Raw genomic sequence first — 26,012 nt, 5'->3', positions numbered from 1 at the left:
ACATGCATCTCACATTGCTCAAAAGAGAACTCCCAGAGCAGATCCCTATGCGCGATCGGATGGAACGCCAGCGTGAGCGAAACCAGCGAGATACTTGATGAATGCACCGTATTCTCGGGCAGCGTCTGTAATGACTTCACCCGGCACATAGATGGGTTTGACATTGGGCGGCCACAGCAACCGGTACAAGGGGTGGCCTATCCCAGGAACTCGTGCCCGATCGTCCAACGGCAGCAAAACGACGAGGAGTAGTGACCGAATACAGATAACAACTCTTAAATTGACTGGGTGCACTGGCGAGTCTTCCAGGTCATCTGACTCGGTAACATAACCGAATCCCTTCGTGCTCTGCAGGTTACTCAATGCAAAAACGACTGCGGGATTTGGATCACCGGCTCCGCCGGCTGCCCATCTCTCAAATAGGTGCCACGGTACGGAATTCGTCTTCTGTCCGGGCAGGATCATGAAGGCAGTCTTGAACGCCCAGCGCGCGAGAAGCGTTATCTCTGCCTCTGCGAGGGAGCCAGCCGAACGCCTTCCCTCGATAAGCGGCAAGAGGAGCGGCTTCACATCCGCCTCAAGCCGTGACATCCAGCCATTGTTGCAGCTGCTGCAGATGGACTTGAAGGTAAAGTTCCTGAGATCGTGACTTCGCAGGAGGGTAACCCCTTCCTCGTCGACGGCCCGATGGTTGAGATTCACGCCCGGTAGCTCAATGTACGGGTGCAGCCACTGAGGAAGAATGTGCTCCCGAGTTGCGGTTCCACGCATGTCCACGCCACATCCTCGGCAAGTTCGTCGATCGGCCATGAATCATCACCTCTGTCGCAGACACCGGGAATACTCGCGATCATAAAAACAGGAATCGGATGGCTGCGGAGTGCGGACTTGTCTTTTAACTGTATTCAGAATGTCACAGGGACATCTGCTGCCTCAACGCTCGCACAATTGACTAGCTGGATAGGAGGTTGGAGCGAGACACTATAGAAGTGTCCACTCCGCCCGAAGTTCTCTTCGACCGTTACTTCCACGCACAGACACCTTCCATGCAGCAAATCTATCAGGGCAAAGATGACCTCGAATGTCTGGAGATTCCGGGTCTCAAGGAAATTCTCCTCAGGCTCCAACAGGGCCTCAACTTTGCGCTCGCGAATGAACGGGAAGTGCCGGAGCATCGGAGCCATCCGCCCTTTCATTTCGATTACATCCGATCATCCCTCTCGAACGCGATAGCCTTCCGCCACGACGGATACTCTTTTATCGGTGTGACAATACCCCTCATCGAGACCCTGATGACGCTTTGCGGACGACTTAGCCGCTCCATAGATCTACTTTCTTTGCTCGGACTCGACGCAGCGGAAGATATCTCGGATGGCCTCGGTCTCGTGCTCTTCCACATCGCCATATTTTTTATCGTTTCGCACGAGTACACCCATATCGTCCACGGCCATTCTGTTATGGGGTTTGAAGGATCAACTCTCCGCCACGAAATTCATGATGACGGGTACGCTGGAGGTCTTTCAGAGCAAGCTCTGGAGGCTGACGCGGATTCATACGCGATCTATCACATCATGGGAAACTGGATCGCTGGAGTCGAGCGATCTGAGGGACTAACCGTTCTGAACCGGAATACTATTTCTCTCGCCGATCAGGATGACCTGCTGTTCTCATTGGTGGTTGTCGCGATAGGCGCCTATTTCATGCTTAGACCAGTCCCGCAACTTGATGCGGAGAGCGTATACAAGCTCTCTCACCCGCCACAAGCCGCACGGCTAAACTCTCTCATGGATACGGCGATTGCATGGTGTCGCCAAAACCGCGGCGATCTCGCTCAGAGAATGACCGAGCAATGGTTCAATCGGCTGTTGTCCCATGTCGCCAGCGCGATCTGGGAGGCCAACGACTCTCGACATCAGAACTGGATGCAACAGGTAGATTTCCTGCGTTCCGCCGATGGTGCCGAGTATCTCGGCAAGCTACGGACCGACAGGGACCAATACCGGGCTTCGCTGTAGGTCCCGGCAGACTTGCTCAACCGCAAAGGGGCGTACCGCCCCTCCGTTCGTCGCTCTTCATGGGTTTTCTGATGGACTGGACGCGACTCACAGTTTCAATTGGCCGGGCTTAGAGCTTTGCAGCGCTGGGTCTGTGAAGCTGTGAAAGCCCCTATCGAGTGCAGCCCTAAGTCGCCGGTTGGGCGAAGATTGGCATCCAATGCCTGCCGGAATTAGAAGCATGTTCCATGACCCATGTTGGGGTCTCTCGTGCTTGCTATTCCGCAATTGACGTTATCGACCGTTGAGCGCGGTAGCGGAGCCATTCTCCGCGAGGTGCTGGCGGTTCCGGAAGGTCGCAAGGCAGGAGTCGCAGTATGCAAGATGGACTTGCAGAAGCGCCCACTCCTCCTCCGACAACTCCCCCGAAGGGAAGAGGGCACAAAGAGCAACAAACTCTTCGTGTAATTCAGCTCTCAAGGTTTTGCTCCTAGTTGAGCGAACGGTCTCTCGCTACGGGGACGGCCCGAAACAGGATTAAGCCGCGACTTCTTCCGGGACCTGGATATGCAGCTGACCGGACTGTTCTTCCACGATCCAGCCACGCTCCAGTGCCATAAGAAGCAATTCCCGCACGCCAACTTCAGGGGGAACCTCGCCAAGATGCTCAAGGCGAAGCTCGCTCAGGCGTCGCTGGAGGTCAGTCAAGCTAATATACTCGCCGTTCCAGCGCTGAAGCGCATTTTGGAAATTGAACATATTTAGACCCCTTTGAGCATCAACCGTCTTCATTATGACACGTCCCACTTCAGCCCGGCAGCCCCCATTTACGCGCTAGAGTCCTCTTCGGTACCGAGAAGAGCAAGGACCTCGTCGATAGTAATCGGGTTGTTTTGCTCCGCAAAGGCATATAGATGAATATCTTCCGTCCACAGCTCACGAAGATGCCGAATGAGCGGACTCATTTGGGATGCGGGGCGAGTTTGACCATCTTTCGCTCGAATGAGCATTACGCTCTCCCCGGAGGAACGATCTTCCACGTAGGGACGGAAGCGATGGAGCGCAAAGAGGACACCCTTCTTGGTCAACCGTCGTCTCGCGCCCTGGAGTCGAACCTTACCATCTGCGGATGTCAAATCCTGGATATGTGCCTTGAGCGTCGAGAATTGCTCCGGGGTGAGGTCGCCCTTTCTCTTCCAGATGCTTCTGAGCCGTGGCGCTCGATCAAGAGCTACTCCGAGACAGGCGGAAAGCAGAGGTTCCTTGGTATCTTTCTGGAGCGTCCGCAGAGCCTGGAAACACCAGCCGTCGTCGAGGACAGCATATTGCCCGAGGGCGGCCGACCGTTCCTCGTCGGAGTCGACGGTTTTTAGGTTCGCAAGGAACTCCAACAAAGGTTCTGCAGCAGCTACATCCATCAACTGAGACGAAGCGTATCGAAGTGCCGTCCCCACCTGGCTGACCTTGTGATGTCTTACAAAGACCTGATGGCTCCGCGAGCGGGTCAGGCAATAGCTCTCGAGGGCTGCTAAGCCCGGCTCATTAATCGCCGTGGAATACCCCAATTCGGGCGTTCTGATCAGCACGAGGTTTGAGACCAGACGATCCAGATCATATTGCGCAAAGTCGAGCCCCAATGCCTGTCCATCGCGCAAGAGGTAGTCAGCCCGGTCGACGTCGATCTCCCCGTCCACCAACGAATGGAGCCATTGAAGAGCTGAGGCCGGTTGGTGCTTGAAAACGCCGTAGTCCGGCTCAGGAGTGTCGAGGATTCGTCCGGCTAATGAATATACATGCCGTACGGCTTGTTTCGATTCGGGTAAGAGCCGAAAGACGATGTCTGCGAGAGCATGTCCAATCTCCTCATGAGGAGCCTTTGAGTTCGCAATGGCGCGAGTCGAGGATGGCAACGGTTTACCCGTAGATTCCCTGAAGGAGGCGAAGTCCTGCAGTGCGAACTCCAAATCGTGGCTGAAAGGCAGGTGGCCGAGATCATGAAACAGTGCAGCCAGTCTCAGGGCACCTTCGATCAGGGCCAGCAATCGACGGTTCTCTTTCCCTTGCGAAGACGCTGGGTCCGTGAAGCTCGAAAAGCGAATAGCAGACAGAGCATCGAGCGCCCCCGAATGCTGAAGCAACTCATCCAAGTCTTCCGGGCGAAGAGTCGCCCAGTCGATCTCTTTCCGCACATCCGCGAAAAAGTCCTGGACATCCTTTTGGGTCGCATTCTCGAGAGCGGCGACCACGAACCGAGAGGCGAGATGCATGGCACCCAGACTATGGACGAACCTGGATGTCTTTGCTTCCGGAAATACCAGCTCGGCCAGTCCCGTCTGGCCGATACGCCGCAACCTCTGTGTGATCGGCGCGTCGACCACTAATCGCTCATGGGGAGCCACGGTTAAATAGCCGTGCACTGGATCACGCACCACAAAGGGTCTTCCGGAAGTCGAGGCGATCATAGGCGGAACATATCCAAGAACATCTTCAACATCATAACCAGATTTGGCCGATCTCCCGCTTCGGTGAGCGGCGAGCCGATGTAAACCGTCATTAGCGCTGGCTTACGTCGCTCAGAGAGGGTTCGATCATCTGCTCGCGAGGTTCGCTGCCGGAAGATAGGGCTCAACAGGTTAGAACCGCTTCTTGAGGTCTAAGTCACGAAGCATACGCGTAACGGTATTACGGTGCATTCCTAATTGCGCTGCAACCCTGCCAAGATGTCCACGATTTATCGTTATAACCTCGCTCACGTATGCAGCTTCGAATTGGCGAACGGCCTCACGGTAGCCCACACCAGCACTCCTCATTGAACCGACGACCATAGTCAGACTGCTGCGGAAGGGGCTCCTGGATTCAGGTAGTTGAATGAGACGGTGGGGATCAATCTCAGTGGTCATCTTGCAATCGTACGGGGATCCACGTGTACTGTCTCGCGAATCCCGGCGTTGGATTGCAAGGTTATTTCCCTCTCCTATGTAGTTAGGCAGCCTGCATCGGAACGACCTGACCGAAGGGTGCCTGTCGACTGCCCGTTGATGCCCAGAGGACAGGGTAGTCGGGTGCGAAAGGAGGAAAGCTCCCGTACAAGTCGGTCAGGAAGACCAACGTCTGTGGTTGGATCCCCTTCGTCTCCAACCATTCGAAGCACGGCCCGAACTCCGTTCCACCGCCACCGAAAGGCCTGAGCGACACCTGTTCGCCGGCTTGGTACGTCTCGACCTTGTGAACGACCGCATCGAAGTAGAGGACGTGGACTCGTTGTGGCCGCTGTCCTTCGAGGATCGAACGAACCTCGGCCTCGAAGAGCCGCAACTGTCGCGAGTTCACGGAGCCAGAGCAATCGACTGCAATGGCGATCTCTCCGACACCCTCCCGCTGCACGCCCGGCAGATAAAGCCCTGCCCAGATGTGGCGGCGATTCGGACGAGCCCAGTTGTAGTCCGCAGGTGTTGTCTCCGACCAGAGGCGGCTGAGCAATTCGCGCCAGTTGACCGATGCTTCCGCCGCTCCTTCGAGCGTACGGTCAGCACCGGCGGGAAGCTTTCCGGCGCGAGTTGCTACCGTAGCTGCCTGATGAACGGCGATGGTCCATTCGCGCTCTTGTTCTTCGACATCGGGCACGTCCTCGCCCCCGACAGGAGCATCCAGGACCTGGCCGACTCCGCCGTCACTGGTGGGGGCAATCGGCCCGTCTGCCTTCCCGTTGTCGTCGGGCTCGCAGCTTTGACCTCCATCGCCTGATTGAGCCTCTTCATCCGCACCGGATGCCTTTTCGCTCTCCGATGTCAGCCGGTTGTAAATCTCCTCCGCGCTCATTCCGCGGAAGCGATCGTCGACGAGAATTCCCTCGGGAAGATTGAGTCCCGCATCGAGCAAGAGCGGATTGATGGCATAGTCGCAGGCCTCATTCCATCTCCTTGGATCGCGCCCGGCGCGGCGAGTGTGATGGCGCAACGCCGGATGCATGACCTCGTGCGCGAGTGTGCCTGCCAGCGTCGAAGTGTTGAGCGTATCGACGAAGTCAGGGTTGTAGTAGAGCGAGATGCCATCAGTGGCCATCGTCTTCACCGAGCGGGTCTCACGTCCTTTGAGCCTGAAAAGAAGCGAGCCGAAGAATGGATGGTCGAGAAGGAGGGTAGTACGGGCCTTCTCGATGCGTTTGAGGACGGGTATGTCATCTCTCATGCGGCGGCGGGCGCCTCCAGGAACGCGGACATATGGGAGAAGATCTGGTCCACCGTAGGATCCGCAACGGGGACGGGGACGAGCTTCGTCTGTGCATCTCGATTTCGCAGGATATTGTCCATCTCCGCGACGATGTCCGCGGCATCGGTTGCTGTCGTGACCCGCAGGAGATCGTGCTTCTTCAACTCCTGTGAGGAGTAGTTGCACAGACGCTCGCGGGCTTCGGTGGCCAAACGATTGAGGTCTGGATCGCCGTTCACGTTAAGCCGTGGCAGGATCTCGACCAGCTCGGCTACGTTGGTGACCATCGACGCATGGAACCGGGACTCCGGCTCGTTCAGGCGGGCGACCATATGCGAGACGACTTCCCGCAAGCGCTTCCATAGATCCTCGGTCCCCTCTGTGAGCGCCTGCCGGACGTCGGCATCGATCTCCCGCGCAATGCGCGCCCGTTCTTCGGCCGACATCTTGACCCGAAAATCGGCACCGCATTTGATCGGCAGAATCTTGAGAGACAGAGAGAACTTCCCCCGCAACCTGTCCAGAGAAGGGTAATCTTCCTCGCGGAAGAGACCGTTCAACTCCGGTTTCACTTGCTCGATGTAACCGGGATATACCAAAAGGAAGTCTTCGACCCCCTGCTCGAACGCTGTTTCGAACTCCCGCATACGCTTCATCAGGTCGAAGTAGAGCTCATTCGGCAGCAGCCGCAGACCCTCGTCGGACCATGGCAAGGTGATCTTGTAGAGGTATTGGCGGATCTGGCCGGCGAGCGTCCGAAGCGCATCCAGCTTGTCAGCTCCATTGAGAAGATGTTTGTTGTACCGACCGGCTCCGAGATGGGCGCCGTGTTGATGGGCGACATCCTGGCTAATCTTGCGATCATGTTTGACAGCCGTCCATAGGCTGATATGGACAGCGACGAGCATCGCCCGCTCCGTAATCATTGAAGGACCTCCCTGTGTTGCACACCAAAGCGAACAAAATCTGGGGTATGCGTGATGGCTTTGTCTCGCGCGGCGGCGTCACAAATCGCCATCACGCGCATCTCGGTCGGCAGGCGGTCGAGATACCGAAGCGCTCTCCCGATGGAGGCGTCTGAGATAACGCGGCCGAGTGCGGTTGAGATGGCAATCTGTGCCGAAGTCTCGGTTGGCACCGTCGCCGTGTCCGGGGTAAGCAGGACCTCGTCGATCGACGGAAGCTGCCGGAAGAGACGAAGGAACGCTGTTAGCTCGGAGGCGGCCGCCGTCCCTACGGTGCCGTCCAGAAGCTGCGTCTCGAATTCGTTCGTGCCGGAGAGCAAGGCGCTTTGCCTGCGGCGAGCTATGCCTGACAGAACGCTCGATGCCATCTCCCAGGAACGCGGAGTGGGCCATGCGTTGGCATCTGCCGTGATGTCGGCCGCATGCAACAGCTCTGACTTGAAACGCAGGAAGGCAATGATCTCCGGCCTGATCCCGGATTTGACGGCCCATCGGCACCAATCATCGAGGTCTGCCTCGAGTTCAAGATGCACGAACCGGTTGCGCAGCGGCCGCGGCATCGCGAAGTGGACGCCGCGCTCGGAAGCGGGATTGCCGGCAGCAATCACAACCCATCCATCGGGCAGTTCGTACTCCCCAAGCTTGCGATCGAGCACAAGTTGATAACAGCCAGCCTGCGTCATCTGCGGCGCGGAGGTCAGTTCATCGAGAAACAGGATGCCCTTTCCAGTAGTCGGAAGAAACTTCGGGGGCACCCATTCGGTCTGGTCCGACGCGATGCGAGGTAACCCTCGGAGATCGACCGGGTCAAGCTGCACAGCCCGTACGTCGAGGAAGCTGTAGCTAAGGTCGGCAGCCACTTGCCCAACGATCTGAGATTTGCCGACGCCGCATGGTCCCCATATATGCAGGGGCACACGCTCGCCAATGAGCGCATGAAGCGCCTCATAGAGCTTGGATGGTTTCATGGAATTTCCTTGTAGGTGCAGGGTAAGAAACACCGTCCTCGCGAGGAGGGTGGATTAGCTCGGGCTTCCGGCTAAACTGGTTTGGGATGGATCAAGCGGCTGTGACGAATACCCCGGCTTCACCGCAGGAATACGAAAGGCTTCTGAAGGCTCTCAAAGAGCGAATCCGCTCGGCCCAGCTCGATGCGTTGCGCGTCGTCAATCAGGGGCTGATCGCTCTCTACATGGACATCGGGCGCATGATCGTGGAGAAGCAGCAGGGAGACACCTGGGGCAAATCGGTTGTGGGCAATCTTGCCCGGGATCTCCGCGAGGAGTTTCCCGGAGCGAATGGATTCTCTGCCGCAAACCTCTGGCGAATGAAAACGTTCTATGAGGCGTATCAGGGTAGTGAAAAACTCGCACAGCTCGTGCGAGAAATAGGCTGGTCGCACAACATCACAATCCTCGAGAAATGCAAGGTCGAAGAGGAACGGGAATTCTACATTCGCAGTTGCAGAAAATACGGATGGACTCGCGACGTACTCGTCCATCAGATTGAGAACCATGTCTTTCATCGGACCCTGAACAGTCAGACGAACTTCGAGTCTGTGCTTCCCGAAAGCGTCAAGATCCAGGCAAAACTCGCCGTCAAGGATGAGTACACCTTTGCATTCCTTGATCTGGAGAATGAGCACAGCGAGAAGGAACTGGAGCGTGCTCTCACAGGCCGCGTAGAGTCCTTCCTGCGAGAGATGGGGGACATGTTCACCTTCGTCGGCAGCCAATATAGAGTTCAGGTCGGCGAGCGTGAATTCTTTATCGACCTGCTGCTTTATCACCGCCGGCTGCGCGCTCTGGTCGCCCTGGAACTGAAGATTGGGGAGTTCGAGCCTGAATTCATCGGGAAGATGCAGTTCTATCTCTCTGTGCTGGACGAAACCGTCCGGCTGCCGGATGAGCAACCCTCGATCGGCATCATCCTTTGTAAATCCAAAAATCGACTGGTCGTGGAGTACGCCTTGAAACAGTCCTCCGCTCCGATCGGCGTTTCGGCTTACTCCGTCACTCCGGACGTACCTAGAGATCTTCAAGGACAGCTCCCAAGCCCAGGCCAGGTGGCGTCACTGTTATCTGGCTTCGACGAAGATGCGTAGGAGTTCACAAGGTCCTGTGAATGAATCACTTACAAAACTCGCACGCGCTGTGCGAGTTTTTGCCCGAGTGAGATTCCGGGATCGGATCCTCTTCACCCGCAGGGGACCCGATGATCCGACGCCGCGATAGCGGAACCAGCCAATGCAGCGCAGTGCATAGCCATTGGGTCGGGGGAGCCTTGGCAGACGTCAAGAATCTCCCTAAGCCCCCGGAGCATGGTCGGCCCGGAGACCAGCAGAGGTCCAATTGCCGTCCACTCGGCCGAACGTCGTTCATAATCCTCATCCGGTTTGCCGCCCTGCACCGCGTCCTCTGCCCAGTCATCGAGTAGCTGATCCGCGAGGCCGAGTAACCTGTCGGCATCGGCCGTGGTCCAGTCTGATGCTTTGAAAGGGAGATCGGTCGACTTCATCTCATTCGACAGGCGGACGTAATATCCCCCGCTGGGGGCCTTCGGGTCCGTGGCGAATGGACCGATGAGCTTTCTCAGGAGGGCGTGTGCCGCGGCTTAATCTTCCACATCGGAGATGGCTTCCTCGGAGCGCATTCCATTGGACTCCGCGTTGATGCCGTAGATCGTCCAGAAGAGACGAATATCAAGATCGGCATCGGGGTCGATCTCAAGCATCCGCCGCTGGGCTTCAGTTGCCAGTTCGATTGTTGTGAATGATTCGAGCTGTCGACTCTCATCATTGCCTTCCCATTCGAGCACTGGGAGAATTCGATATGCCTCAAACATAGGTTTTCCTTTCAGGGCGCGGTTAGACTCGGCCCACGTTCATCCGAAGAGCATGCGTTGGGGCGCGTCCCACTTTTCTTCGAACCACTCCGGCCGTTGCGCGCTTTGGGGTCCACCACAGCGGGTAGGGCAACCAGAAACTCTTCGCGAGTCGGAAAAGTGGCCTCGCAACGAAGCCGATAGAGGTAGGCGATTCCATGCTCCTCGACATGCTGATCCGAAACCCGGGCGAACTGATTCAGAGTGTCGGCGGCGGCGCGCTGTCCGAGTAACGGTGTGAGCGCTCGCGATGAGCCCTGGCGTTACTATGACCTTGGACATGGGTTCTGTACGAACGCTTATTTCGTCCAATGTCCGCATCGGATGGCATGCGCGAAGTGCAGCTTCTACGTGCCTAAGGGGCATAGCGGCCTTTCGTTTGCGCAATCAGAAGAGACCGTCTTCCGGTCGTCCCATTCCCCAATTCGCGTGAAGCCGCCTTTTTACCCGGCCTTGATGAGCGCATCGACGATGTTGCACCAGGCGACGCCAAGCGGCCCCGATGAAGGCGCAAAGAAAGGCCAGGAAGAGTGGAAGGGGGGGGGTGTAAAAGTGCGCACACTTCACTTGATGTTTTGGGTCATCAATCGAGAGAGGGCAGACCGCGCTCCGCAAGCTGAACCCGGGGGGACTTGCCGGGATGAGGCTTCATCATGACAGCCATCATTTGCGGCGTTGAGTGCGCGCGCTCTGAAAGCTTTTGAGTACTGCCTCGGCGGGCGCGAGAATCGGAACCTCTTTCGATGTCCCATAGAGCATTCTCGTGGTGAGGCCTCCATCGACGACGCTAAGTAACGCCGCGGCCGCCGCCCTTGTGTCGATTGCGAAGGGCTCTAGCAGATTGATTAAATAGGCAAGAAACTTGTTTTCGTGTTCGACCGCCACGCGATGGAAGGGGTGGTCAAAATCCGGGTACTCAGATGCGATCCGAAGGAACGGGCATCCGATGATGTCGGCTCGATTTACGACCCGTTCGATTCTGGCTAAGGCTTCATGGATATCTTCCGGGGGCGCAGGGGTATCGAGATATTCAAAGAAGGATCGGTCGCGATATTCAAGGTAGGCGATCACGAGGTCATCTTTACTCGGGAAATGCCGATAGAAGGTCGCCTTTGCGACCTCGGAGACGGACATGATCTTCTCGGTACCGGTTGCACGTACACCCTCTGTGTAGAAGAGGCGGTCGGCAGCCTCCAGGATTCTCTCCCGCGGATCGGATTGTTTTTGTGCTTTCATCGGATTTATCTTGACAGAAGACAGACCAGTCTGTCTCTACTCTTTCTATGCTTCAAGACAGACCTGTCTGTCTTGAATGAGGTTTACGAAGGGAATACACCAAATGAATCAGCAAATCACCCTCTTCACTCCGCTCGGCGTGGAAACCGCACCTGAGAAGTCTCGTCCAATCCTGGAAAATATCCAAAAGTCGTTCAAGTTCATTCCAAACCTCTTTGGAGTGTTCGCAAACTCTCCTGTTTTGCTCGAGGGCTATGTAGGGCTGGAAAAAACCTTTGATAAGGGCAGCCTGAGTGCCGTGGAGCGCCAGATCATCCTGCTCTCCGCCAGCGTTGAGAACAGTTGCGGCTACTGCATGGCAGCTCACAGCACGCTGCTGAAGGCTTTCATGCATGTACCGGCCGAGGTTGTTTCGGCAGTAAGGGCCAACCAACCTGTGTCCGATCTGAAGTTAGAGGCGCTTGTCGCCCTCACTAAGGTGATCGTCCGTGAACGCGGACATGTGCGCGCGGAGGTCATGGATAACTTTCTCGCCGCCGGGTACAGAAAGGACCAGGTACTTGAGGTTCTGATCGGAGTCGCTCTCAAGACGATGAGCAATTACCTGGATCACATTTCCCCTACGGAACTCGATCCGGCATTTCAGTCTGAGGCCTAGAACCTCGCACAGAAGGAACTATCAACCAAACCACTGTTCAAGAAAGGATGTGTCGAAATGGCTAAGTTCGCGTTGCTTGTTGAGTTGAAGGCTAAACCGGGGAAGGAAGCGGAAGTCGAGGCGTTTCTGGAGAAGGAGGCCACGCTGGTAAGAAAAGAGCCTGGAACGCTGTCGTGGCACGCGGCGAAAGTCGAGGGGGAGACTGGAGTCTATAGAGTCTTCGACACCTTCAATGATGAAGCTGCACGCGAAGCCCATGTAAACGGCGAGGCTGGGCAGGAGCTTGTGGAGAAGGCGGAGGAGCTATTTTCGGTGGCTCCTAAGGTTCATCGGCTGCAGGTGGTCGCCCAGAAATAGGGCCTTCGGCGGGCTCTTCATTACGAAACAGATGATGATCTTGGGCGGCTTGGCTCAATGCGCAAGCCAGCCGCCCATCCCTAACGCAACACTCATGGCGAGGAATCACAATGGATATCAAATCACTAAAGCCTACTATCGTGCTCGTACACGGGGCCGTCGAAGACTCGTCGCTCTGGACTCATGGAGTGATCCAGCGGCTCCAGCGGGAAGGCTACCCGTTCAAGGTCTTCTCCAATCCCTTGCGGGGCTTGTTCGTCGACGCTGCCTACCTGCGTAGCTTGCTGGACACGATCGAGGGGCCCGTAATCCTCGTCTCTCATGCCTACGGCGGGGCCGTCATCACCCAGGCCGGGGATGACCCCAAGGTCAAGGGCCTGGTCTACGCGGGCTCCCCTATGCCCGGGGTCGGGGAATCTACAAACGATTGCCTCGAACGGTTTCCCGGCGGCGACTTCGCCTCGTCCGTCGATCTGATCCCATACACCTTGCCCGACGGTACCACCGGCACGAATCTCCTCGTCAAAGCCGAGAAGTACAGCTACCTCCTCGCCGCCGACGTGCCCGAGAGCGTGCTCGCGCTGATGATCGCCACCCAGCGCCCCATCGCCTTGCAAGCCCTCAACGATAAACTGACATCGGCTGCATGGGCGAGCAAGCCGAGCTGGCAAATCAGGCCCCTGCTCGATCCCGTCATTCCCCAGGCAGAATTCGAGTTCGAAGCCGATCGTGCCCACTCTACCGTCATTGAGCTGAAGTCTTCGCACGCCATCCCCGTCACTTTCCCGGACGTGGTAGTCGATGTGATCGAAGAGGCTGCCCGCGCAGTTGCGAAGTAACGACGGTCTGTTGAGTAGAGGTTCCTACGCCGCCTTGGCTGCAGCGTAGGAACCGAGCGGGCGTGTCGAAACCTAACAGAGATTCTCCAGCACCGGCTCATCACAAACAACCCACTGCGTCGCTAGACCAACAGGAGTACAGTAATGCCGAATCTGTTCGAATCTGTTCAGCTTGGATCTTTGGTCCTGGCAAATCGCGTCTTCATGGCGCCCCTTACGCGCACACGCGCCGACGCAGATGGCGTGCCGAGCGAATTCGCGGCTACCTACTACTCCCAACGCGCTTCGGCTGGCCTCATCGTGACCGAGGCGACGCAGATCTCGCCCATGGGCAAGGGGTACCTCAATACTCCAGGGATTCATTCCCATGAGCAGGTGCGAGCGTGGAAGCAAATAGTGGAATCCGTTCATAAGAGTGGAGGCCGAATCTTTCTGCAGTTGTGGCATGTCGGCCGAATCTCTCATTCGTCCTTGCTGCCAAACAACGTGCAACCCGTTGCTCCGTCGGCAATCCGCGCCAATGCCCACACGCATATCGCCACGGGTGCAGCACAGGTTTCAGAGCCGGTTGCATTGACGGCTAGCGGGATCAAAGAAACCCTCGCCGATTATCAACGGGCAGCGGCCAACGCAAAGGAAGCCGGATTCGACGGGGTCGAGATTCACGCGGCGAATGGATACTTGATCGATCAATTTCTCCGAACAGGAACGAATCAGCGAACCGATAAATACGGAGGTGTTGCCGCGAATAGAGTCCGCTTTCTCACGGAAGCAGTTGAACAGGTTCTGGAAGCCTGGGACAGCAAGCAGATCGGCGTGCGCATCTCTCCGACGGTTGATTTTAACGATATGTCGGATGACAACCCACGCGATACCTTCTCCGTCGCAGTTGCAAGACTCAACGGCTATGGGCTCGGGTATCTTCATGTCGTTGAACAGGCGCAGGACAGCAAGGGAAGCAGCGAGGAGGATCTCGCGTTGTCTGCTTACCTGAGAACGCTTTGGAAAGGTCTCTACGTTGTGAATGGTGGATATGACGGGCCCAAGGGCGAGAAAGCGATACGGAGTGGGCATGCGGACGCAGTCGCATACGGCCGTGCGTTTCTAGCCAATCCGGATCTGCCAAGGCGGCTGCAACTCAGCGCCGCTCTGAATGAACCGGACCCAACGACTTTCTACGGAGGAGACGCTGCCGGCTACACGAGCTATCCCGCGCTCTCCTGAACCGTGTAGCATCACGATATGCGGACGCGATTGTTTGAATCTGCGCGTGATATAGCGTTTTGATATCCCTAATGAAGACGCACGGGCTTGTTTGGCTTGAGACAATGAGCCCAAACCTGATCAAAAGAGCTAGCACTAATGATCGAGAACTATCTTGCTTGAACACGACGTGCCAGTCGATACTCACCGTCTATGTTACGGATCTCAACTGGCGTCTTCAGGCCAATGCACTCGTTGAGCCTAGAAGATAGACCGATGGCTTCCGCAATGGGCGTTTATGCGGAGTAATCGAGGCTGGCGTTAGTTGGCTGCGCGTTGATTGTGCTTCGTGCCCCATCCATCCACGATAAAACCGTGGATGGATGGGGCACGACGATTTCCGGACTATTTTATGACCGGGCCACCTGACCTCACCACTCGAGCGGGCCACCGGCCAGATTGACCTTACTTGCGGGGGCCGCGCTTGAGCGCACGGGGCCGTTGTGCTTTGGGCCGTTCATGCGGATAAGGATCAGCCTCAAAATGCTTCCCGGCGTTGGTTGCCAGTTTGTATGCAGGCATTACCTTTGCCCCTATCGTCTGGCCACACTTATGGCAGACCAGCTTCAGCAGATCTAGGTTACCTATGTCGTCAGCAGCTTTTGCATCAATTTCCTGCTGCTCGGTCAATCGAGCATAGCAGGGGTCTCTCAATCCGTCTGTGGGCATAAAGACCTCGCTTTTCTCAAGGATAAATCTGCTTTCGGGCTGCTCCTTTTGTATCCGACCGAGGACCAGGGGCTGCTTACCAGCAGAAGCGTATCACGGAGGAGAATAGAAGAATAATCTGCACCAACCGGGCTCGGAGAATGCCGTTCCTTTGCAAACATTCCCTTAGTCGGCTAATGAGATGGTTCGCCGCTGTAACCCCCTTCCGCTTGGGCGGAGGATGTAAGCAGCGGTTTCAGAGGAGGATCATCGACATGCAGATTCGTTCGGTAGGCATTGACCTGGGCAAGACGACGTTTCACCTCGTGGCGCTCGGTGCCGCCGGCAAGGTGCTGGTGAAGAAGAAGTTCACGCAGAAGCAACTACTGATATTCACGGCGAACATGCAGACTTCGCTGATCGGTCTGGAGGCCTGCTCAGGAGCGCATTTTCTCGGTAGAGCGTTACGGCAGCAAGGCCATGATGTGAGGCTGATCGCAGCGCAGTTCGTGAAGCCGCTTGTGACGTCCAACAAGAACGACTTCGTTGATGCGGAAGCCATTGCCGAGGCCGTCGAGTGCAAGAACATGCGCTTCGTCCCGATCAAGACCGATGATCAGGACCTCCATCACGATCCGGCTGCAAGGCTCAGGCTATCGAGAGTTGGGAGCGCTGGCAGTCTTATCTCCTGCATCGTCTTCTACCGCGGCGTTCTGCGGTGCTATATCGAGTGCAGAACACCAGAACAGGTGCCGCGATCCCATATGAGCAAATTTCTCGCTGGCCGCCTCTTCGGCGGAGGAAGGAGTAATTTGGATGCCTTTCTTCAGCTGTTGTTCGGCCCAGAGCTTTCCAGCATCCATGGCGATCCGGATTCGACTTCGTCTCATGTCTATCTCCTCGGTGACCGGCTTTCAGGTTCTTCGGTCGGCTAGACGGATGAAGCGCGTCCTAATGCCAACGCGGCACCGCGATGATGTGCCGCGTGTCCTTCCGGGCCGGGCGGCCACATTGCGATTTCGAACCCTCTGTGAATGCCGCACTAGCGGTTAGGAATCAGCATCTACACGACGTCGAACAGGCTCGGCAAAGAAGGGAAGATGTCCTGTTCAGTCGCTAGTTGCTGATCGAGGATCGAATCCTGAATGAAGTCGATCATGTTAAGCATGCCTTCGGCGGCCTCTTCTTGTTCGGACGACACTGGGGAACCCTCGTGGAGGCCGATAAGAGCTCGCTTCTGCCTGCGCAACAGGGCCAGGTCGATCTTGAGCGCCAGGGTTAGATGGATGGAGTTCGTGCCGTTATCCTTCTGCGTTGTCAGTAGGACTCTGGCATCCGGATTGAGGGCAGGGGAAATTCTGTTCGCCTTTGTCATAGGTGCTCCTTCACGATGCGAAGAGGGAGCAAGCTAGTAGCCTGCTTCTTCCATCGCCTCACAAAACTGATTCGGGTGATCGGGTCGTCTATCGAGCACCGGCCACGCACTTGGCCATCCGCTATGAGGCAAGTCGGATGCTAGGAGCCGCCCTGTTTAGCCAAGCTAAGGCCGAGTTCCATAAGATAGTTGCATGCGGATCATCGAGCCAACGGGACAGAGTCTTGATCAAATCATTGAGCTGGGCATTGCATTTCTGCTCTCAGCATTTGTTGGACTGGAACGCGAGCTCCGTCACAAAAGCGCCGGGCTTCGCACCTATACGATCGTCGGTACCACAGCCGCCCTTTTCCTGTTGGTCTCAAAGTACGGATTCACAGACGTCCTGATCGATGGTCGTGTTGTTCTGGATCCGTCTCGTGTGGCGGCGCAGATCGTGACTGGCATTGGCTTCATCGGCGCAGGGCTGATCTTTGTCCGAGGCGACCGGGTTTCAGGCCTCACCACCGCTGCCACCGTCTGGCTCGTCACCGGGATCGGAATGGCTTGCGGCGCGGGGCTTCCTCTGCTGGCGCTCGCCGTCACGGTCGCCTATTTTATTGTGGCGCTAATTTTTCCGCGCCTTGTGCGACTTCTTTCCGGCGGTCGTGTTCCTGCAGAACAGAATGAGCATCCACAACACGACTAGATGAAGCCAGAGTCGTTATGCCATTACCGCATTGCCGAGAAGCACTCATTCGAGCTTTGCCGCCACGAAGTCCCAATAGCCGCGCTGGGAGTCGCCGTTCGCGACCTCGTATTGCCAGTCCGAGCGCGGGACTTTGGGATGTTCACCCCATTCCCCGAACTCGCTGATAAGCCTCTGCACGTCACACAATCTCTCCAGGCGGAGATGGATGGGAGTTGCCGCTGACATTTCGAGTCGGTCGACCACCCCGCGAAGAGTGCCGATCGCGTTCTCCAAGACATGCTGGGCCTTTTCTCGCTGCTCGACTGAAGAGGCCTGGGGATCGAAGGTCTCCGTTAGCTCCGAGACGATGAACTGCGCAAGGCTGTCTCCCGAACCTTCTTTACGCTGGCCTGTAGATTTGTCGAAGTAGCAGGCGAGAAATCCGTCCGGATAAGCTTCGTTGGCCATCCCCAAGAGTTCAAGGACAGAGAGATTCGTTGCATTTGCCATTCGCGACTCCTCTAAGGATTTTTGGGGGGGGAACGTCTTTTCCCGAACTAAGCTATTCGGTTCTGGGTCGGCACGAAGTCCTCGAGTCCGCGGCCAAGCACGGAAAGAAGTTCGTCTTTCTTCGGGTGACCGAATTCTGGCCTCCAGTAACGCTTTGATCTCTCGCGAGACACGATCGTCTGTGAGTACGGAGACGACGCGAGGCGGATACGCCGGAGCCTCCAGCATCATCGCTTCCTTCATGCAGGGATGATGGTTCCATTGATTGAGCAAACCGGCCTCGGTGTACACTCCGTCGCTGTCGAGGAAGAATCCATCGATATGGCAGACCCAGTGGTCGGCAGTCTGTTCGTCTTTGAGCGATGCTCGATAAAGGCAGGCGGGCTCAGCATCAGGAGCGAGCCAGAGACAGAGGGCGACGGCGAAGATAAAACATCCGCCATCCTGCCATCCGCATTCATAGGGATCAATCATGCGACGAACTGGGTCGCTATAGGCAAACGTATGTAGGGCGGGTTTCATGACGCGTCCTTCGCCCGTAGTCCGGGCCTACGATGGATAGAGGAGATGTGACGGGTGGAGAAGGTCTGATGCGAAGTCTCCGCAAAACACACCGTACAACTCTTAGTGGCCGTTGAGAACATTCGATACGTTCGGCCGTATTCCTCGGAGCTCGAGATCCCGGCAGCGTGCGGCCACGCTTTGCGCATCGGACAGCATGCGCTCTTTCCAGCCGGCCTGCTTCCAGAGGGCATGATCAAAATGCTCGACGATGGAGCCCCTCCAATACACGAAGCCTTGCTGGTCGATCGTCAGGTGCTCGATCTGGAATAGATAGGATTTCGTGTAGCCTTCAGCTTTGGCGGCGTTGCCGTACAGCTCCTGGAACAAAGCGATACCTTCGGAGTCGAGCCTGTTGTTGACCGCAAGTTCAACGAGCTTCAGGTCCTGTGGTGAAAGTTCGTCACCGTCATTCGTTACACGGAGAATCTCGATAGCCATCTCGATGAGTTGGTCCCTCGTAAGTACGGGAAGGTGGGCCATGGAAGTACCTCGCGGTGTGGGTGGGTGGAATGGGTAAGGCGTTTCATTCGACTGGAAGCGAAAAGTGTCATGCCAGCACCGGATGTCGGCGCGGAAATCTTCGCCACTCCGAGAAAGCGTCATTAGGCACATCGCCTTCGAATGGAGGAGTCCTGAAAGACGCTCACGATTGCGGCTGTGCGAACCGCCGATCGGATTGTCTGGTCGAGGTAGGCTTCCCAGGCTCGATTGAGCCCCAGTTCCATCAGTGGGTATTCCATCCAGGAGATCTCAGCGTTGTCGCGGAACGGTCCCTGAAGAAAGCTGTCGGGATCGCGACGAAACTTCGCGGACTCACCGGCCAGCATACCTACGGATACTGCGATCGAGTAAAGCTGTTCAGCGGTGCACCACCCTGATGGGAAAGCGATCGAATCGGTGTAATCGAAACGGTCTCCCGTCAGGGCAAGGACCGGCGAGTCGACCTCAGCGTAGATGCCTTCCGCGTCGGTCGACCGTAACGCTGTCCCGGTCATCGTCATCGGCCGCCCAATGCCCGTCACGGCACGCATCCGGTTCGAATCGAGACTGATGCTCGTCCGCGGACTGAAATGTCGGATGAGTCGAAGGATCTTGTTAGCGCGATGGTTTTCGATTCCCATGCCGAGAAGGTGAACGTGGCGGGGTTTTACTTCCCGAACAAACTCCGTCAGGGCGAAGATCGAAGTTGCAGCTTTGCGCATTGGCATTGCGGGCACCAGAGGGATACCTGCTGCGCGTTCGGCTGCCGTCAGAAACTCAATATGAGACATACTTCCGATTTGTAACGGCAAAAGGAGCGTCGCTGACGTAGCAGCGATCAAAGTAAGCTCAGTGCGATATCGCTCGAGCCTCAGCAATGTTTCCTGCTGGTTACCGACCTGGTCGGGTGCCACCAATATCGCTTTCTGGCGGAGCGAAGAGGCGAGCCGAAGATAGATGGCGAGCCTGCGTCGCCACTCCTGGTCGGTGATAGGTGAAGTCACACGGATGCCACTAGTGCCGGCGACGACTTCGCTGAATGCGCCGCTGTCGATCATCACAGGCTGCTGGATGGTAATGAGTTCGGCGATGGCAGATTCATTCAGATGGTTCACGGCCACACCGATGGCGATTCCCAGCTTTGCGAATCCTCGAATTTCCGAAAGGCGGTTCGCGCCGGACGCAAAGACCTGAACATCGTTCGGTAGCGGTGCGCGGAACTCCGATATATCAAAGAGCATGTGTCCTCCGGCGTCGAGAGGCGCGGAAATGGAAACGGCCATCCGGGGATGGCTTTTCATCGGTACTGGTTTGAACACAGGGAGGGATCGAACCACATCGCATCGTGGCGCATGTCCCGACACAGGCGTAGCACCCGAAACGAAAAGACTCAGTTTTCGCTGGTATAGGTCAATTCGTCAATTGCTGCTTCGCGAGCTCGCATCACCCGCTCGAAGTCTTCACGATCGCCGCCCATGTCCGGGTGATGCTGTTTGACCAATTCGCGATAATGCGACTCGATCATCTTTCGTGTCACCGTTTCGAACATATCGAACCCGAGGACCTGTCTCCAGTCCTCCGATGGGCCGTCCGTCAAAGCCTTGAACCCTGTGAAGGCGCGTTCCATCATGTCGGAAGCGCCCCAGCGCTGGATACCACGCAAGGCATGGATGGTCTTAGCGATTGCTTCGATGTTCTCGTACACATACTGGAACCGGTCACAGGCAAACGCCATGGGCTTGCCTTCGAGCACAAAATAAACAGCTACCCCGGGGTCGTTAGGTTCCATGGCGCTGGTCATCGGGTAGCCATCCCGATACAGTGGGAGGTTCGTGGAGACAATGATCTTTGTCCCGCCCATCTTACCGATCTCGTAAAGGAGAGAACGGTGAGCAGAATCGTACGATTTTCTGAATTGAGAGCGCCGCCGGGTGGAACTTCGCTGCCACCCGGCGGGCCAGTTCAAGGGATACGCCTTCGCGATGGCTGGCCTCCAGTCGCAAGCACGTACGCCAAAGGGCGAACACGTTGCATCTACCTCATTATAGGAAGGTAGTGTGAGTATCGGTATCGGCGTCCCGCGTTGCAGGAGAGAAACAGCGGTCTTCATACGCGCATCGGCATCACAACGTAGCGCTGCTGATATTCGGGATTGAATGCCTCTGGAGTGATGACGGCCGCAGAAGCGGAATCCTTGAGAGATAGGCGCAGTTCTCCTTCCGCTCCGATGGTTTTAATGAACTCGATCAGAAAGGCTCCATTGAATCCGATCGTCACCGGAGTGGAGTTATAGCTCAAAGGCAGTGAATCTTGAGATTCTCCGTGGTTCGCCATCGACGCGCTGAGCGTCAGCAAGTTGTCGGCAAGGTGAAGCTTGACAGCATTCGAACGCTCATCGGCGAACTGGAGGACGCGTTGCACCGAAGCGAGCAGATCGGACGATGCGAGGACGACAGAATTGGTATTGTCACGCGGCAGAATCGCCTCATAGTTCGGAAACTGGTCCGTGAGCTTGCGTACGCTTAGTTTGCGAGGGCCGAGCTGAAAGTAAAGACAGGTCTCGTCTTCGCGGAACTCGATCGTCTCTTCCTTGGACCAGGAGAACAAAGCGAGCAGGTCGCTCATGCATTCCCTGGGAAGCAGCACCTTCCTCAATTCTTCCCCTGCGAGGGCTTCGTCATGCACTTCAACCATCGACAAGCGTCGGCCATCGGTGGCAACCATACCCATACGGTCGGAACGGAGCAAGAGCAATCCGGCGTTTAGAAGATACTTGTCCTGTGACGTGGCTACAGCGAAGAGACTTTGACGGATCACTGTGCGCAAGGCGCGTGCACTGAGGCGGATTAGCACCCCGGATGCAACCGGAATCGCCGGATAGGATTCGGGTTTCATCCCCGGAATCTTCGTCCGCGAATTTGCAGCCGTGATCTGAAGTCGATCGTTTCCTAAGAGCTTGAGATTGACTTGACCGTTCGGAAGCAGCTTGAGGTACGTAAGCAGTTTTTGCGCAGGAACTGCGGCTGCTCCCTGGGACTTTACGGCTGCCGGACACTCGGTCGTGATCGTACGTTGGAGATCGCTTCCGGTGACGGAGAGTGCACCATTGTTAGTCGTCCTTAGCAGGAGATGGGTGAGGATTGGGATGGTACTCTTGCCCTCCGTGACGCGGGTTGCGGCCTGCACTTCGGCCAGGAATTGACCCCGGTCGACGGCCAGCTCCATCAGCACGGGAGCCGGCGATTTGGTTTCGGTGGGAACAGGAATCGTTGCAGCAGCCATGGAATGCAGCCTTTCGAGTGTGAGATGGAATGACAGGAGAAACTGAAGAGGGGATAGATTTTCTGCAGAAGGCCTATGGCTTCCGTCGCAATAGAAAAAACCAGAGCTAGGCTCCGGATCTGCTGGAGGCGTCTTGAAACGTAGTGATCTCCTGCGAAGGCTTGTGAGCTTCACGCTCTGATGGCCTGATTCGCGTAGATGCTGGCAAGATCTCTAGGTGCTGACGATTTGGATCGGGTGTACGATTTATTCGAGTTTCGAAGATTGTTCGTTCTTCGATCCTCGTTCTTACTGCGGCAATATTGGCATCGCATTGGATCAGGCATAAGAAGGGGATACTCTCGACCTGGTTCCAAGGGACTCGATTCTAAATTTAGACAGCTCTCGCTGGGAGGCCAGGACGGGCTAACGGAGTAAAGGGACGCCAAAAGCCCGATGGCTTTCTGGCGTCCCATGCTCCGTGTACTCCTATGCCGCGTCCGGAAGCTCTTCGCTGTCTTCGTCCTCATTGATCTCGGAAAGGATCTCGTCCTCTTCCGAGGATTCACTCTGGACGCTAAGAGCCGGGGTGGGAGAAGCAGGCTCGGGAGATGGCGCTGGTCCCATGTCGAAGAGGCTGGGGCTCTTCGGCGCAGCAGGCTTCGGAAGCTCTACCGACTTCGCAGTTTCAGCCGCCTTTGTGACCGCTTGGCCTGAAGGCTCTTTCTTTCCCGAAGTCTTCGATTTCGCGCGCGCCTCAGCTTGAGCTGCTTTGGCTGCGGCTTCCATCTCCTCTTTCGCCTTTTCGAGGGTGTTCTTCAGCTGGAGGTGAGAGGCGACATAGCTAGTCAAGGTATCGGGCAACTCCCGATCCAACTCTTCGGCCGTCCCGGTGACACTAAGCGGTGTGGTCAGAGCCTCGTTTTCGCCGTCTTTGAGCTTTTTGGGAACGATGTTTACGCGGATCTGGTCATCTTCCAGATGGGTCACGGTCATCAGGACGGCGCGCTGCCGCAGGTAGGGGGCAAGTTCTTTGAACATGGATTTCCTCGCAGGTGAAAGATCATGTCTTGGGTACTGGGTCGTCCCAGTTCTTGATGTAACGCTCTCCGAGCGCGAGCGCTTTGGCGTAACCTTCGGCGTCATTCTCTCTTTGCCAGAGGAGACGGTAGACCTGGGTTACAGCGGATTGCATCAACTTCTTCATCTCCGCATCCGTGATGTGGGAATACTCGGGTTCGCCAGAGCATAAGGGGCAGGTTTTCCCAGCATGCAGGTCTTCGATAGGTCCGTTGCGGAAGGCGAGTACGGTAAGGACTTTTGCTTCAAGGGCTAGAACGGGATCAAGGGGTGCCATGGAGGAGAGCTCCTATCTTCTCCACGATAGCCTTCTCGATCGCAATCGAGACTAAGTTGCGGTCAATTGGCGAGCCGCTGCACCGGCCCGACGCCTTGCCCTTTTCCAGAGCGCGGGATCGATCGGAAGTGCGCTCATTTGTCCGGTCCGGGCATTGAAGAAACCGCCATGGTACGTGAGAGAACCATAACGAAAGAGTTGGGCGAGCATGGCCAGAGCGCTCGAGGCAAGGGTCTGATTAATGAATGGTTCCTGCCGATCGAGGGCCTCGATCGCGGAGCAACTTGGCAGCGGACTCTCGCCGGCGTCCGTATCGATGATCTCGGGAAAGAGTTCGCTCACCGTACGCAGGCGCTCTGCCTTTCTTCGATTGCGCTGGTTCTGTGGCTGGCCAAGAACATACTGTCCGCTGGCAGAGTTGTTGCCAAGATCCAACCAGTAGCAACATAGGCCCAAAGCTCGCTGGAAGGCGCTATCGATAGCCCTCCGGCCTGCCCGTGTATCGACACACCCAATGACCAGATCGGGTACCCGATCATAGCTTCGATCGAGCGAGCGCTCGTGGAAGAAATGAGGAAGAGCGGACCAACTCGTGCCCCAGAACAGGTTGATGCGATTGATGAGGACCGTGGCCTTATTTAGCCCAACGTCCGAGAGCGAGAACGGCTGACGAACGCAGTTGGTCTCCGATACGACGTCGGCGTCCATCAGCGTGACGTCCAATCCATAGGCATGGCCCCACGCTCGCATCGCCTGATCGAGGTACGGCAGTCCCATCACGACGGCACTGCCGCTTCCTCCCGCACCGACAACCAGAACGCGAACCGGTCGCCGGCCAAGAAGATCGGAAGGAATCAAGTGTTCTATGCGCATAGCGCCTCTCCTCTCTATAGCCTTGCCGGACTACCGACCGCTGCCACGCACAAACTGAGCCAATGTCTCCGGCATGGAGATCAGTTGGCTGCATGGGAAAGGTTTACGCTTGCCTGCCAGTTCGCCCCACATCGCTTCGAAGCCGCCTTTGTGCCGGGTCAATCGGGTTACATTTCCATGCGTGAATGCGCTCTCGTAGAAGCCCCGCTCCCAAGCAGAAATTGCGGATGCTGCGGCCGAATCAGGACAACGCATCGATCCCAGGCAGACCTCTCCGCTATTGGAGATATTCCAGAATGGCGCGAATGCCAGCTTGGTCTTTGCGTGGGGGCGTTTGTTTTCCGTCAACGCACGAATCTTAAGGCGGCCGTGCGAAACTCTCCAGACCAATGGCGGCTGCGCAAAGGTCTTCCCATTGAGGTCCGATGCCTTGCCTTCCGCATTCGTGTAAAACATCTGTTCGTATCTCGCCGGACTCCACCAGACAAGCGTCCGTTCTCCTTTGGCCAGGACATTCTCCGGAAGCACCTCTGCATCGGAATTTCCTCCGAGGGAGCGTACAAGAGATTCAACGAACGACAGCGTCAGGGGTTGGGCAGGCCCGAGCGTGGGAGGTGCTTGTTCATGAAGGTTTATCTCGTGGTGTGTGATGAAGCTGCTCTGGTTGCCCTTGTAGACAAGTAGCGCTTCACGCAGCTCGAAGCGATGGTTCTCCCCGATCGACAGATGTACCTGCATGACGTTTCTCCCACTCTTGCAGCTCTTCCACAAGTTGAAAGAGCTCATAGTTGAAAGCAAGAAAGCGCTCGACCCGTTGGATCGCGACGAGGACCTCTTCCGGCTTGCTCGGAGTGAAGTGCACCATGAGTGCGGGCTCGGCGCTGCCTTCGAGCATGTATTGGCCTTCCTCATCGAAGCACGCGGTAACAGCATCGTGCTCTTTGAAGGCAATGAGGAGGGATGGCAGAGGTGGACCATCGTAATAATCGCCATCGAGGTACTCCCGCTTGGAGCGGAGTCTCGACAATCGTTCTATGCGATAGAGCCTTTCGAGCCATGTCTTGTAACGTTCGCTGCGGTGATGCCGCAATATACCCCTGGCGCTCCGGTATGCTTCGCGATAGCCGCTCTCGAGCGTCTTGCGGATGCACTCGGGAATGGCCTTCTCGACTTCGGGAAACTCATACTGATCTCCGCGGTCTTCCTCATGCTCCGCCGATTCCCTTAGCCGCTCTTCATACTCCAGTGCGTCGGAGTGGTTGTAGACCCGCATGACGCGGTAAAGCGCATACGTCAGGATCCAGTAGAAGGCCGCTCCCAAACCGTCTGCTTCTTCTTCAAGCGCGTCGATGGCAGGTCCGATCTTGAGATACCCGCACCCGCTGCACTCGATCGTAACGGCAAGTTTGCCGTTGCCGAGAGGGACATCATAGCCGTCTTGATCGGCAACGTCGCTGACCGAAAGATGGTACTCAGCATTGCGCTTCAGAACGTTCCAGCGGTCTTCTCCGATCCCACGCATGATCGCATGTTCGGCGAAGACCAGACAGTTTTCTTTGCAGGTCTCCCACGTCTCCGGCGTTCCCAGACCCTGCTTTGAGAGAGCCGCGCACAGGTCGTAGAGTAGCTCGGCGCGTGCTTCATGGGTATAGGCGGTGGACACATCGGCCAGGGATGGCAATGCCTGCGCGAAGGATGGAGCCAGCGTGGCTACGCCAGAGGTGGCAATAGTTCTGACGGCGGTGCAAGCCTCTGGCTCCCGTGCATGGTGTGCTGGTGGATGGCGTCGGATACGATCCGTGCGACTGCGATCGATTCTTTGCATTTCAGGTGCCTCACGAGAAGCTGGGTCGCCTCCGGCGGAGGCGCT

Annotated in this window: 30 protein-coding genes and 1 pseudogene; 9 read left to right on the top strand and 22 right to left on the bottom strand. The window is 56.6% G+C overall.

Annotated elements, in window-relative coordinates; all coding sequences use genetic code 11:
* Positions 1-45: 45 nt before the first annotated feature.
* On the bottom strand, positions 46-771 hold the full coding sequence (locus OHL19_RS05705; RefSeq protein WP_263356647.1) for a hypothetical protein: 726 nt from the start codon (positions 769-771) through the stop codon (positions 46-48).
* A 218-nt stretch (positions 772-989) separates the two neighbouring features.
* On the opposite strand from OHL19_RS05705, the gene OHL19_RS05700 reads away from it, so the two are divergent.
* Both OHL19_RS05700 and OHL19_RS05695 read left to right on the top strand, forming a co-directional pair.
* Complete coding sequence (locus tag OHL19_RS05700; protein WP_263356646.1) at positions 990-2,015, top strand: hypothetical protein; 1,026 nt, start codon at positions 990-992, stop codon at positions 2,013-2,015.
* A gap of 234 nt (positions 2,016-2,249) precedes the next feature.
* Complete coding sequence (locus OHL19_RS05695; RefSeq protein ID WP_263356645.1) at positions 2,250-2,462, top strand: hypothetical protein; 213 nt, start codon at positions 2,250-2,252, stop codon at positions 2,460-2,462.
* Positions 2,463-2,531: 69 nt separating this feature from the next.
* Here the strand turns inward: OHL19_RS05695 and OHL19_RS05690 are convergent, their stop codons facing one another.
* From OHL19_RS05690 to OHL19_RS05670, 6 genes are all read right to left on the bottom strand, one after another.
* On the bottom strand, positions 2,532-2,786 hold the full coding sequence (locus OHL19_RS05690; RefSeq protein WP_263356644.1) for a hypothetical protein: 255 nt from the start codon (positions 2,784-2,786) through the stop codon (positions 2,532-2,534).
* 35 nt (positions 2,787-2,821) lie between these two features.
* Complete coding sequence (locus OHL19_RS05685; protein ID WP_263356643.1) at positions 2,822-4,456, bottom strand: HD domain-containing protein; 1,635 nt, start codon at positions 4,454-4,456, stop codon at positions 2,822-2,824.
* Between the two features lie 171 nt (positions 4,457-4,627).
* Entirely contained in the window at positions 4,628-4,804 is a 177-nt protein-coding gene (locus tag OHL19_RS23005; protein WP_396126662.1) for a helix-turn-helix domain-containing protein, read from the bottom strand.
* A 172-nt stretch (positions 4,805-4,976) separates the two neighbouring features.
* The gene (locus tag OHL19_RS05680; RefSeq protein ID WP_263356642.1) at positions 4,977-6,182 is read right to left on the bottom strand and encodes a vWA domain-containing protein; all 1,206 of its coding nucleotides are present in this window, start codon (positions 6,180-6,182) and stop codon (positions 4,977-4,979) included.
* Positions 6,179-7,129: a hypothetical protein gene (locus OHL19_RS05675; protein ID WP_263356641.1), complete on the bottom strand. Its 951-nt coding sequence runs from the start codon at positions 7,127-7,129 to the stop codon at positions 6,179-6,181. Before OHL19_RS05675 ends, OHL19_RS05680 begins: the two co-directional genes overlap by 4 nt.
* The gene (locus OHL19_RS05670) at positions 7,126-8,136 is read right to left on the bottom strand and encodes an AAA family ATPase (protein WP_263356640.1); all 1,011 of its coding nucleotides are present in this window, start codon (positions 8,134-8,136) and stop codon (positions 7,126-7,128) included. The genes OHL19_RS05675 and OHL19_RS05670 overlap by 4 nt, the downstream gene beginning before the upstream one ends.
* A gap of 101 nt (positions 8,137-8,237) precedes the next feature.
* On the opposite strand from OHL19_RS05670, the gene OHL19_RS05665 reads away from it, so the two are divergent.
* Complete coding sequence (locus tag OHL19_RS05665; RefSeq protein ID WP_263356639.1) at positions 8,238-9,272, top strand: PDDEXK nuclease domain-containing protein; 1,035 nt, start codon at positions 8,238-8,240, stop codon at positions 9,270-9,272.
* Positions 9,273-9,364: 92 nt separating this feature from the next.
* On the opposite strand, the gene OHL19_RS05660 is transcribed toward OHL19_RS05665, so the two are convergent.
* The 3 genes from OHL19_RS05660 to OHL19_RS05650 all read right to left on the bottom strand — a co-directional run bounded on the left by OHL19_RS05660 (position 9,365) and on the right by OHL19_RS05650 (position 11,287).
* Entirely contained in the window at positions 9,365-9,685 is a 321-nt protein-coding gene (locus OHL19_RS05660) for a hypothetical protein (protein WP_263356638.1), read from the bottom strand.
* A gap of 96 nt (positions 9,686-9,781) precedes the next feature.
* The gene (locus OHL19_RS05655; RefSeq protein WP_263356637.1) at positions 9,782-10,012 is read right to left on the bottom strand and encodes a hypothetical protein; all 231 of its coding nucleotides are present in this window, start codon (positions 10,010-10,012) and stop codon (positions 9,782-9,784) included.
* A gap of 702 nt (positions 10,013-10,714) precedes the next feature.
* Positions 10,715-11,287 carry a TetR/AcrR family transcriptional regulator gene (locus OHL19_RS05650; protein WP_263356636.1) on the bottom strand — a complete coding sequence of 191 codons (573 nt, stop codon included), beginning with the start codon at positions 11,285-11,287 and terminating at the stop codon, positions 10,715-10,717.
* Between the two features lie 103 nt (positions 11,288-11,390).
* Between OHL19_RS05650 and OHL19_RS05645 the strand changes: the two genes are divergently transcribed.
* The 4 genes from OHL19_RS05645 to OHL19_RS05630 all read left to right on the top strand — a co-directional run bounded on the left by OHL19_RS05645 (position 11,391) and on the right by OHL19_RS05630 (position 14,365).
* A complete protein-coding gene (locus tag OHL19_RS05645) occupies positions 11,391-11,945 on the top strand; it encodes a carboxymuconolactone decarboxylase family protein (RefSeq protein WP_263356635.1) in 555 nt (184 codons plus the stop codon).
* A 57-nt stretch (positions 11,946-12,002) separates the two neighbouring features.
* Positions 12,003-12,302 carry a putative quinol monooxygenase gene (locus OHL19_RS05640; protein WP_263356634.1) on the top strand — a complete coding sequence of 100 codons (300 nt, stop codon included), beginning with the start codon at positions 12,003-12,005 and terminating at the stop codon, positions 12,300-12,302.
* Positions 12,303-12,412: 110 nt separating this feature from the next.
* A complete protein-coding gene (locus tag OHL19_RS05635) occupies positions 12,413-13,141 on the top strand; it encodes an alpha/beta fold hydrolase (RefSeq protein WP_263356633.1) in 729 nt (242 codons plus the stop codon).
* Between the two features lie 144 nt (positions 13,142-13,285).
* Positions 13,286-14,365, top strand: a complete 1,080-nt coding sequence (locus OHL19_RS05630) for an alkene reductase (RefSeq protein ID WP_263356632.1) — start codon at positions 13,286-13,288, stop codon at positions 14,363-14,365.
* Between the two features lie 444 nt (positions 14,366-14,809).
* Here the strand turns inward: OHL19_RS05630 and OHL19_RS05625 are convergent, their stop codons facing one another.
* Positions 14,810-15,073, bottom strand: coding sequence for a hypothetical protein (locus tag OHL19_RS05625; protein ID WP_263356631.1), 264 nt, complete (start codon positions 15,071-15,073; stop codon positions 14,810-14,812).
* A gap of 254 nt (positions 15,074-15,327) precedes the next feature.
* Between OHL19_RS05625 and OHL19_RS05620 the strand changes: the two are divergent.
* Positions 15,328-15,768 (top strand): annotated as a pseudogene (locus tag OHL19_RS05620) (IS110 family transposase); the annotation flags it as partial.
* A gap of 347 nt (positions 15,769-16,115) precedes the next feature.
* On the opposite strand, the gene OHL19_RS05615 reads toward OHL19_RS05620, so the two are convergent.
* Positions 16,116-16,427: a hypothetical protein gene (locus OHL19_RS05615; protein WP_263356629.1), complete on the bottom strand. Its 312-nt coding sequence runs from the start codon at positions 16,425-16,427 to the stop codon at positions 16,116-16,118.
* A gap of 193 nt (positions 16,428-16,620) precedes the next feature.
* Between OHL19_RS05615 and OHL19_RS05610 the strand changes: the two genes are divergently transcribed.
* A complete protein-coding gene (locus OHL19_RS05610) occupies positions 16,621-17,115 on the top strand; it encodes an MgtC/SapB family protein (protein ID WP_263356628.1) in 495 nt (164 codons plus the stop codon).
* Positions 17,116-17,160: 45 nt separating this feature from the next.
* Here the strand turns inward: OHL19_RS05610 and OHL19_RS05605 are convergent, their stop codons facing one another.
* The 10 genes from OHL19_RS05605 to OHL19_RS05560 all read right to left on the bottom strand — a co-directional run bounded on the left by OHL19_RS05605 (position 17,161) and on the right by OHL19_RS05560 (position 25,967).
* Positions 17,161-18,129 carry a hypothetical protein gene (locus OHL19_RS05605; protein ID WP_263356627.1) on the bottom strand — a complete coding sequence of 323 codons (969 nt, stop codon included), beginning with the start codon at positions 18,127-18,129 and terminating at the stop codon, positions 17,161-17,163.
* Between the two features lie 102 nt (positions 18,130-18,231).
* Positions 18,232-18,774 carry a hypothetical protein gene (locus OHL19_RS05600; RefSeq protein WP_263356626.1) on the bottom strand — a complete coding sequence of 181 codons (543 nt, stop codon included), beginning with the start codon at positions 18,772-18,774 and terminating at the stop codon, positions 18,232-18,234.
* Complete coding sequence (locus tag OHL19_RS05595) at positions 18,774-19,934, bottom strand: hypothetical protein (protein ID WP_263356625.1); 1,161 nt, start codon at positions 19,932-19,934, stop codon at positions 18,774-18,776. The genes OHL19_RS05600 and OHL19_RS05595 overlap by 1 nt, the downstream gene beginning before the upstream one ends.
* A 107-nt stretch (positions 19,935-20,041) precedes the next feature.
* Complete coding sequence (locus OHL19_RS05590; RefSeq protein ID WP_263356624.1) at positions 20,042-20,512, bottom strand: J domain-containing protein; 471 nt, start codon at positions 20,510-20,512, stop codon at positions 20,042-20,044.
* A 245-nt stretch (positions 20,513-20,757) separates the two neighbouring features.
* Entirely contained in the window at positions 20,758-21,933 is a 1,176-nt protein-coding gene (dnaN, locus tag OHL19_RS05585; RefSeq protein WP_263356623.1) for a DNA polymerase III subunit beta, read from the bottom strand.
* Between the two features lie 468 nt (positions 21,934-22,401).
* Entirely contained in the window at positions 22,402-22,953 is a 552-nt protein-coding gene (locus tag OHL19_RS05580; protein ID WP_263356622.1) for a PRTRC system protein E, read from the bottom strand.
* A 22-nt stretch (positions 22,954-22,975) separates the two neighbouring features.
* Positions 22,976-23,269, bottom strand: a complete 294-nt coding sequence (locus tag OHL19_RS05575) for a hypothetical protein (RefSeq protein ID WP_263356621.1) — start codon at positions 23,267-23,269, stop codon at positions 22,976-22,978.
* A 51-nt stretch (positions 23,270-23,320) separates the two neighbouring features.
* A complete protein-coding gene (locus tag OHL19_RS05570) occupies positions 23,321-24,142 on the bottom strand; it encodes a PRTRC system ThiF family protein (protein WP_263356620.1) in 822 nt (273 codons plus the stop codon).
* A gap of 30 nt (positions 24,143-24,172) precedes the next feature.
* Positions 24,173-24,880, bottom strand: coding sequence for a PRTRC system protein B (locus OHL19_RS05565; protein WP_263356619.1), 708 nt, complete (start codon positions 24,878-24,880; stop codon positions 24,173-24,175).
* Positions 24,831-25,967: a hypothetical protein gene (locus OHL19_RS05560; protein WP_263356618.1), complete on the bottom strand. Its 1,137-nt coding sequence runs from the start codon at positions 25,965-25,967 to the stop codon at positions 24,831-24,833. Before OHL19_RS05560 ends, OHL19_RS05565 begins: the two co-directional genes overlap by 50 nt.
* Between the last annotated feature and the right edge of the window lie 45 nt (positions 25,968-26,012).

The sequence above is a fragment of the Acidicapsa ligni genome, assembly GCF_025685655.1.
Lineage (GTDB): Bacteria > Acidobacteriota > Terriglobia > Terriglobales > Acidobacteriaceae > Acidicapsa > Acidicapsa ligni.
The sequence above is the reverse complement of the archived record's forward strand: the minus strand, read 5'-3'. Positions and strand labels throughout refer to the sequence as shown.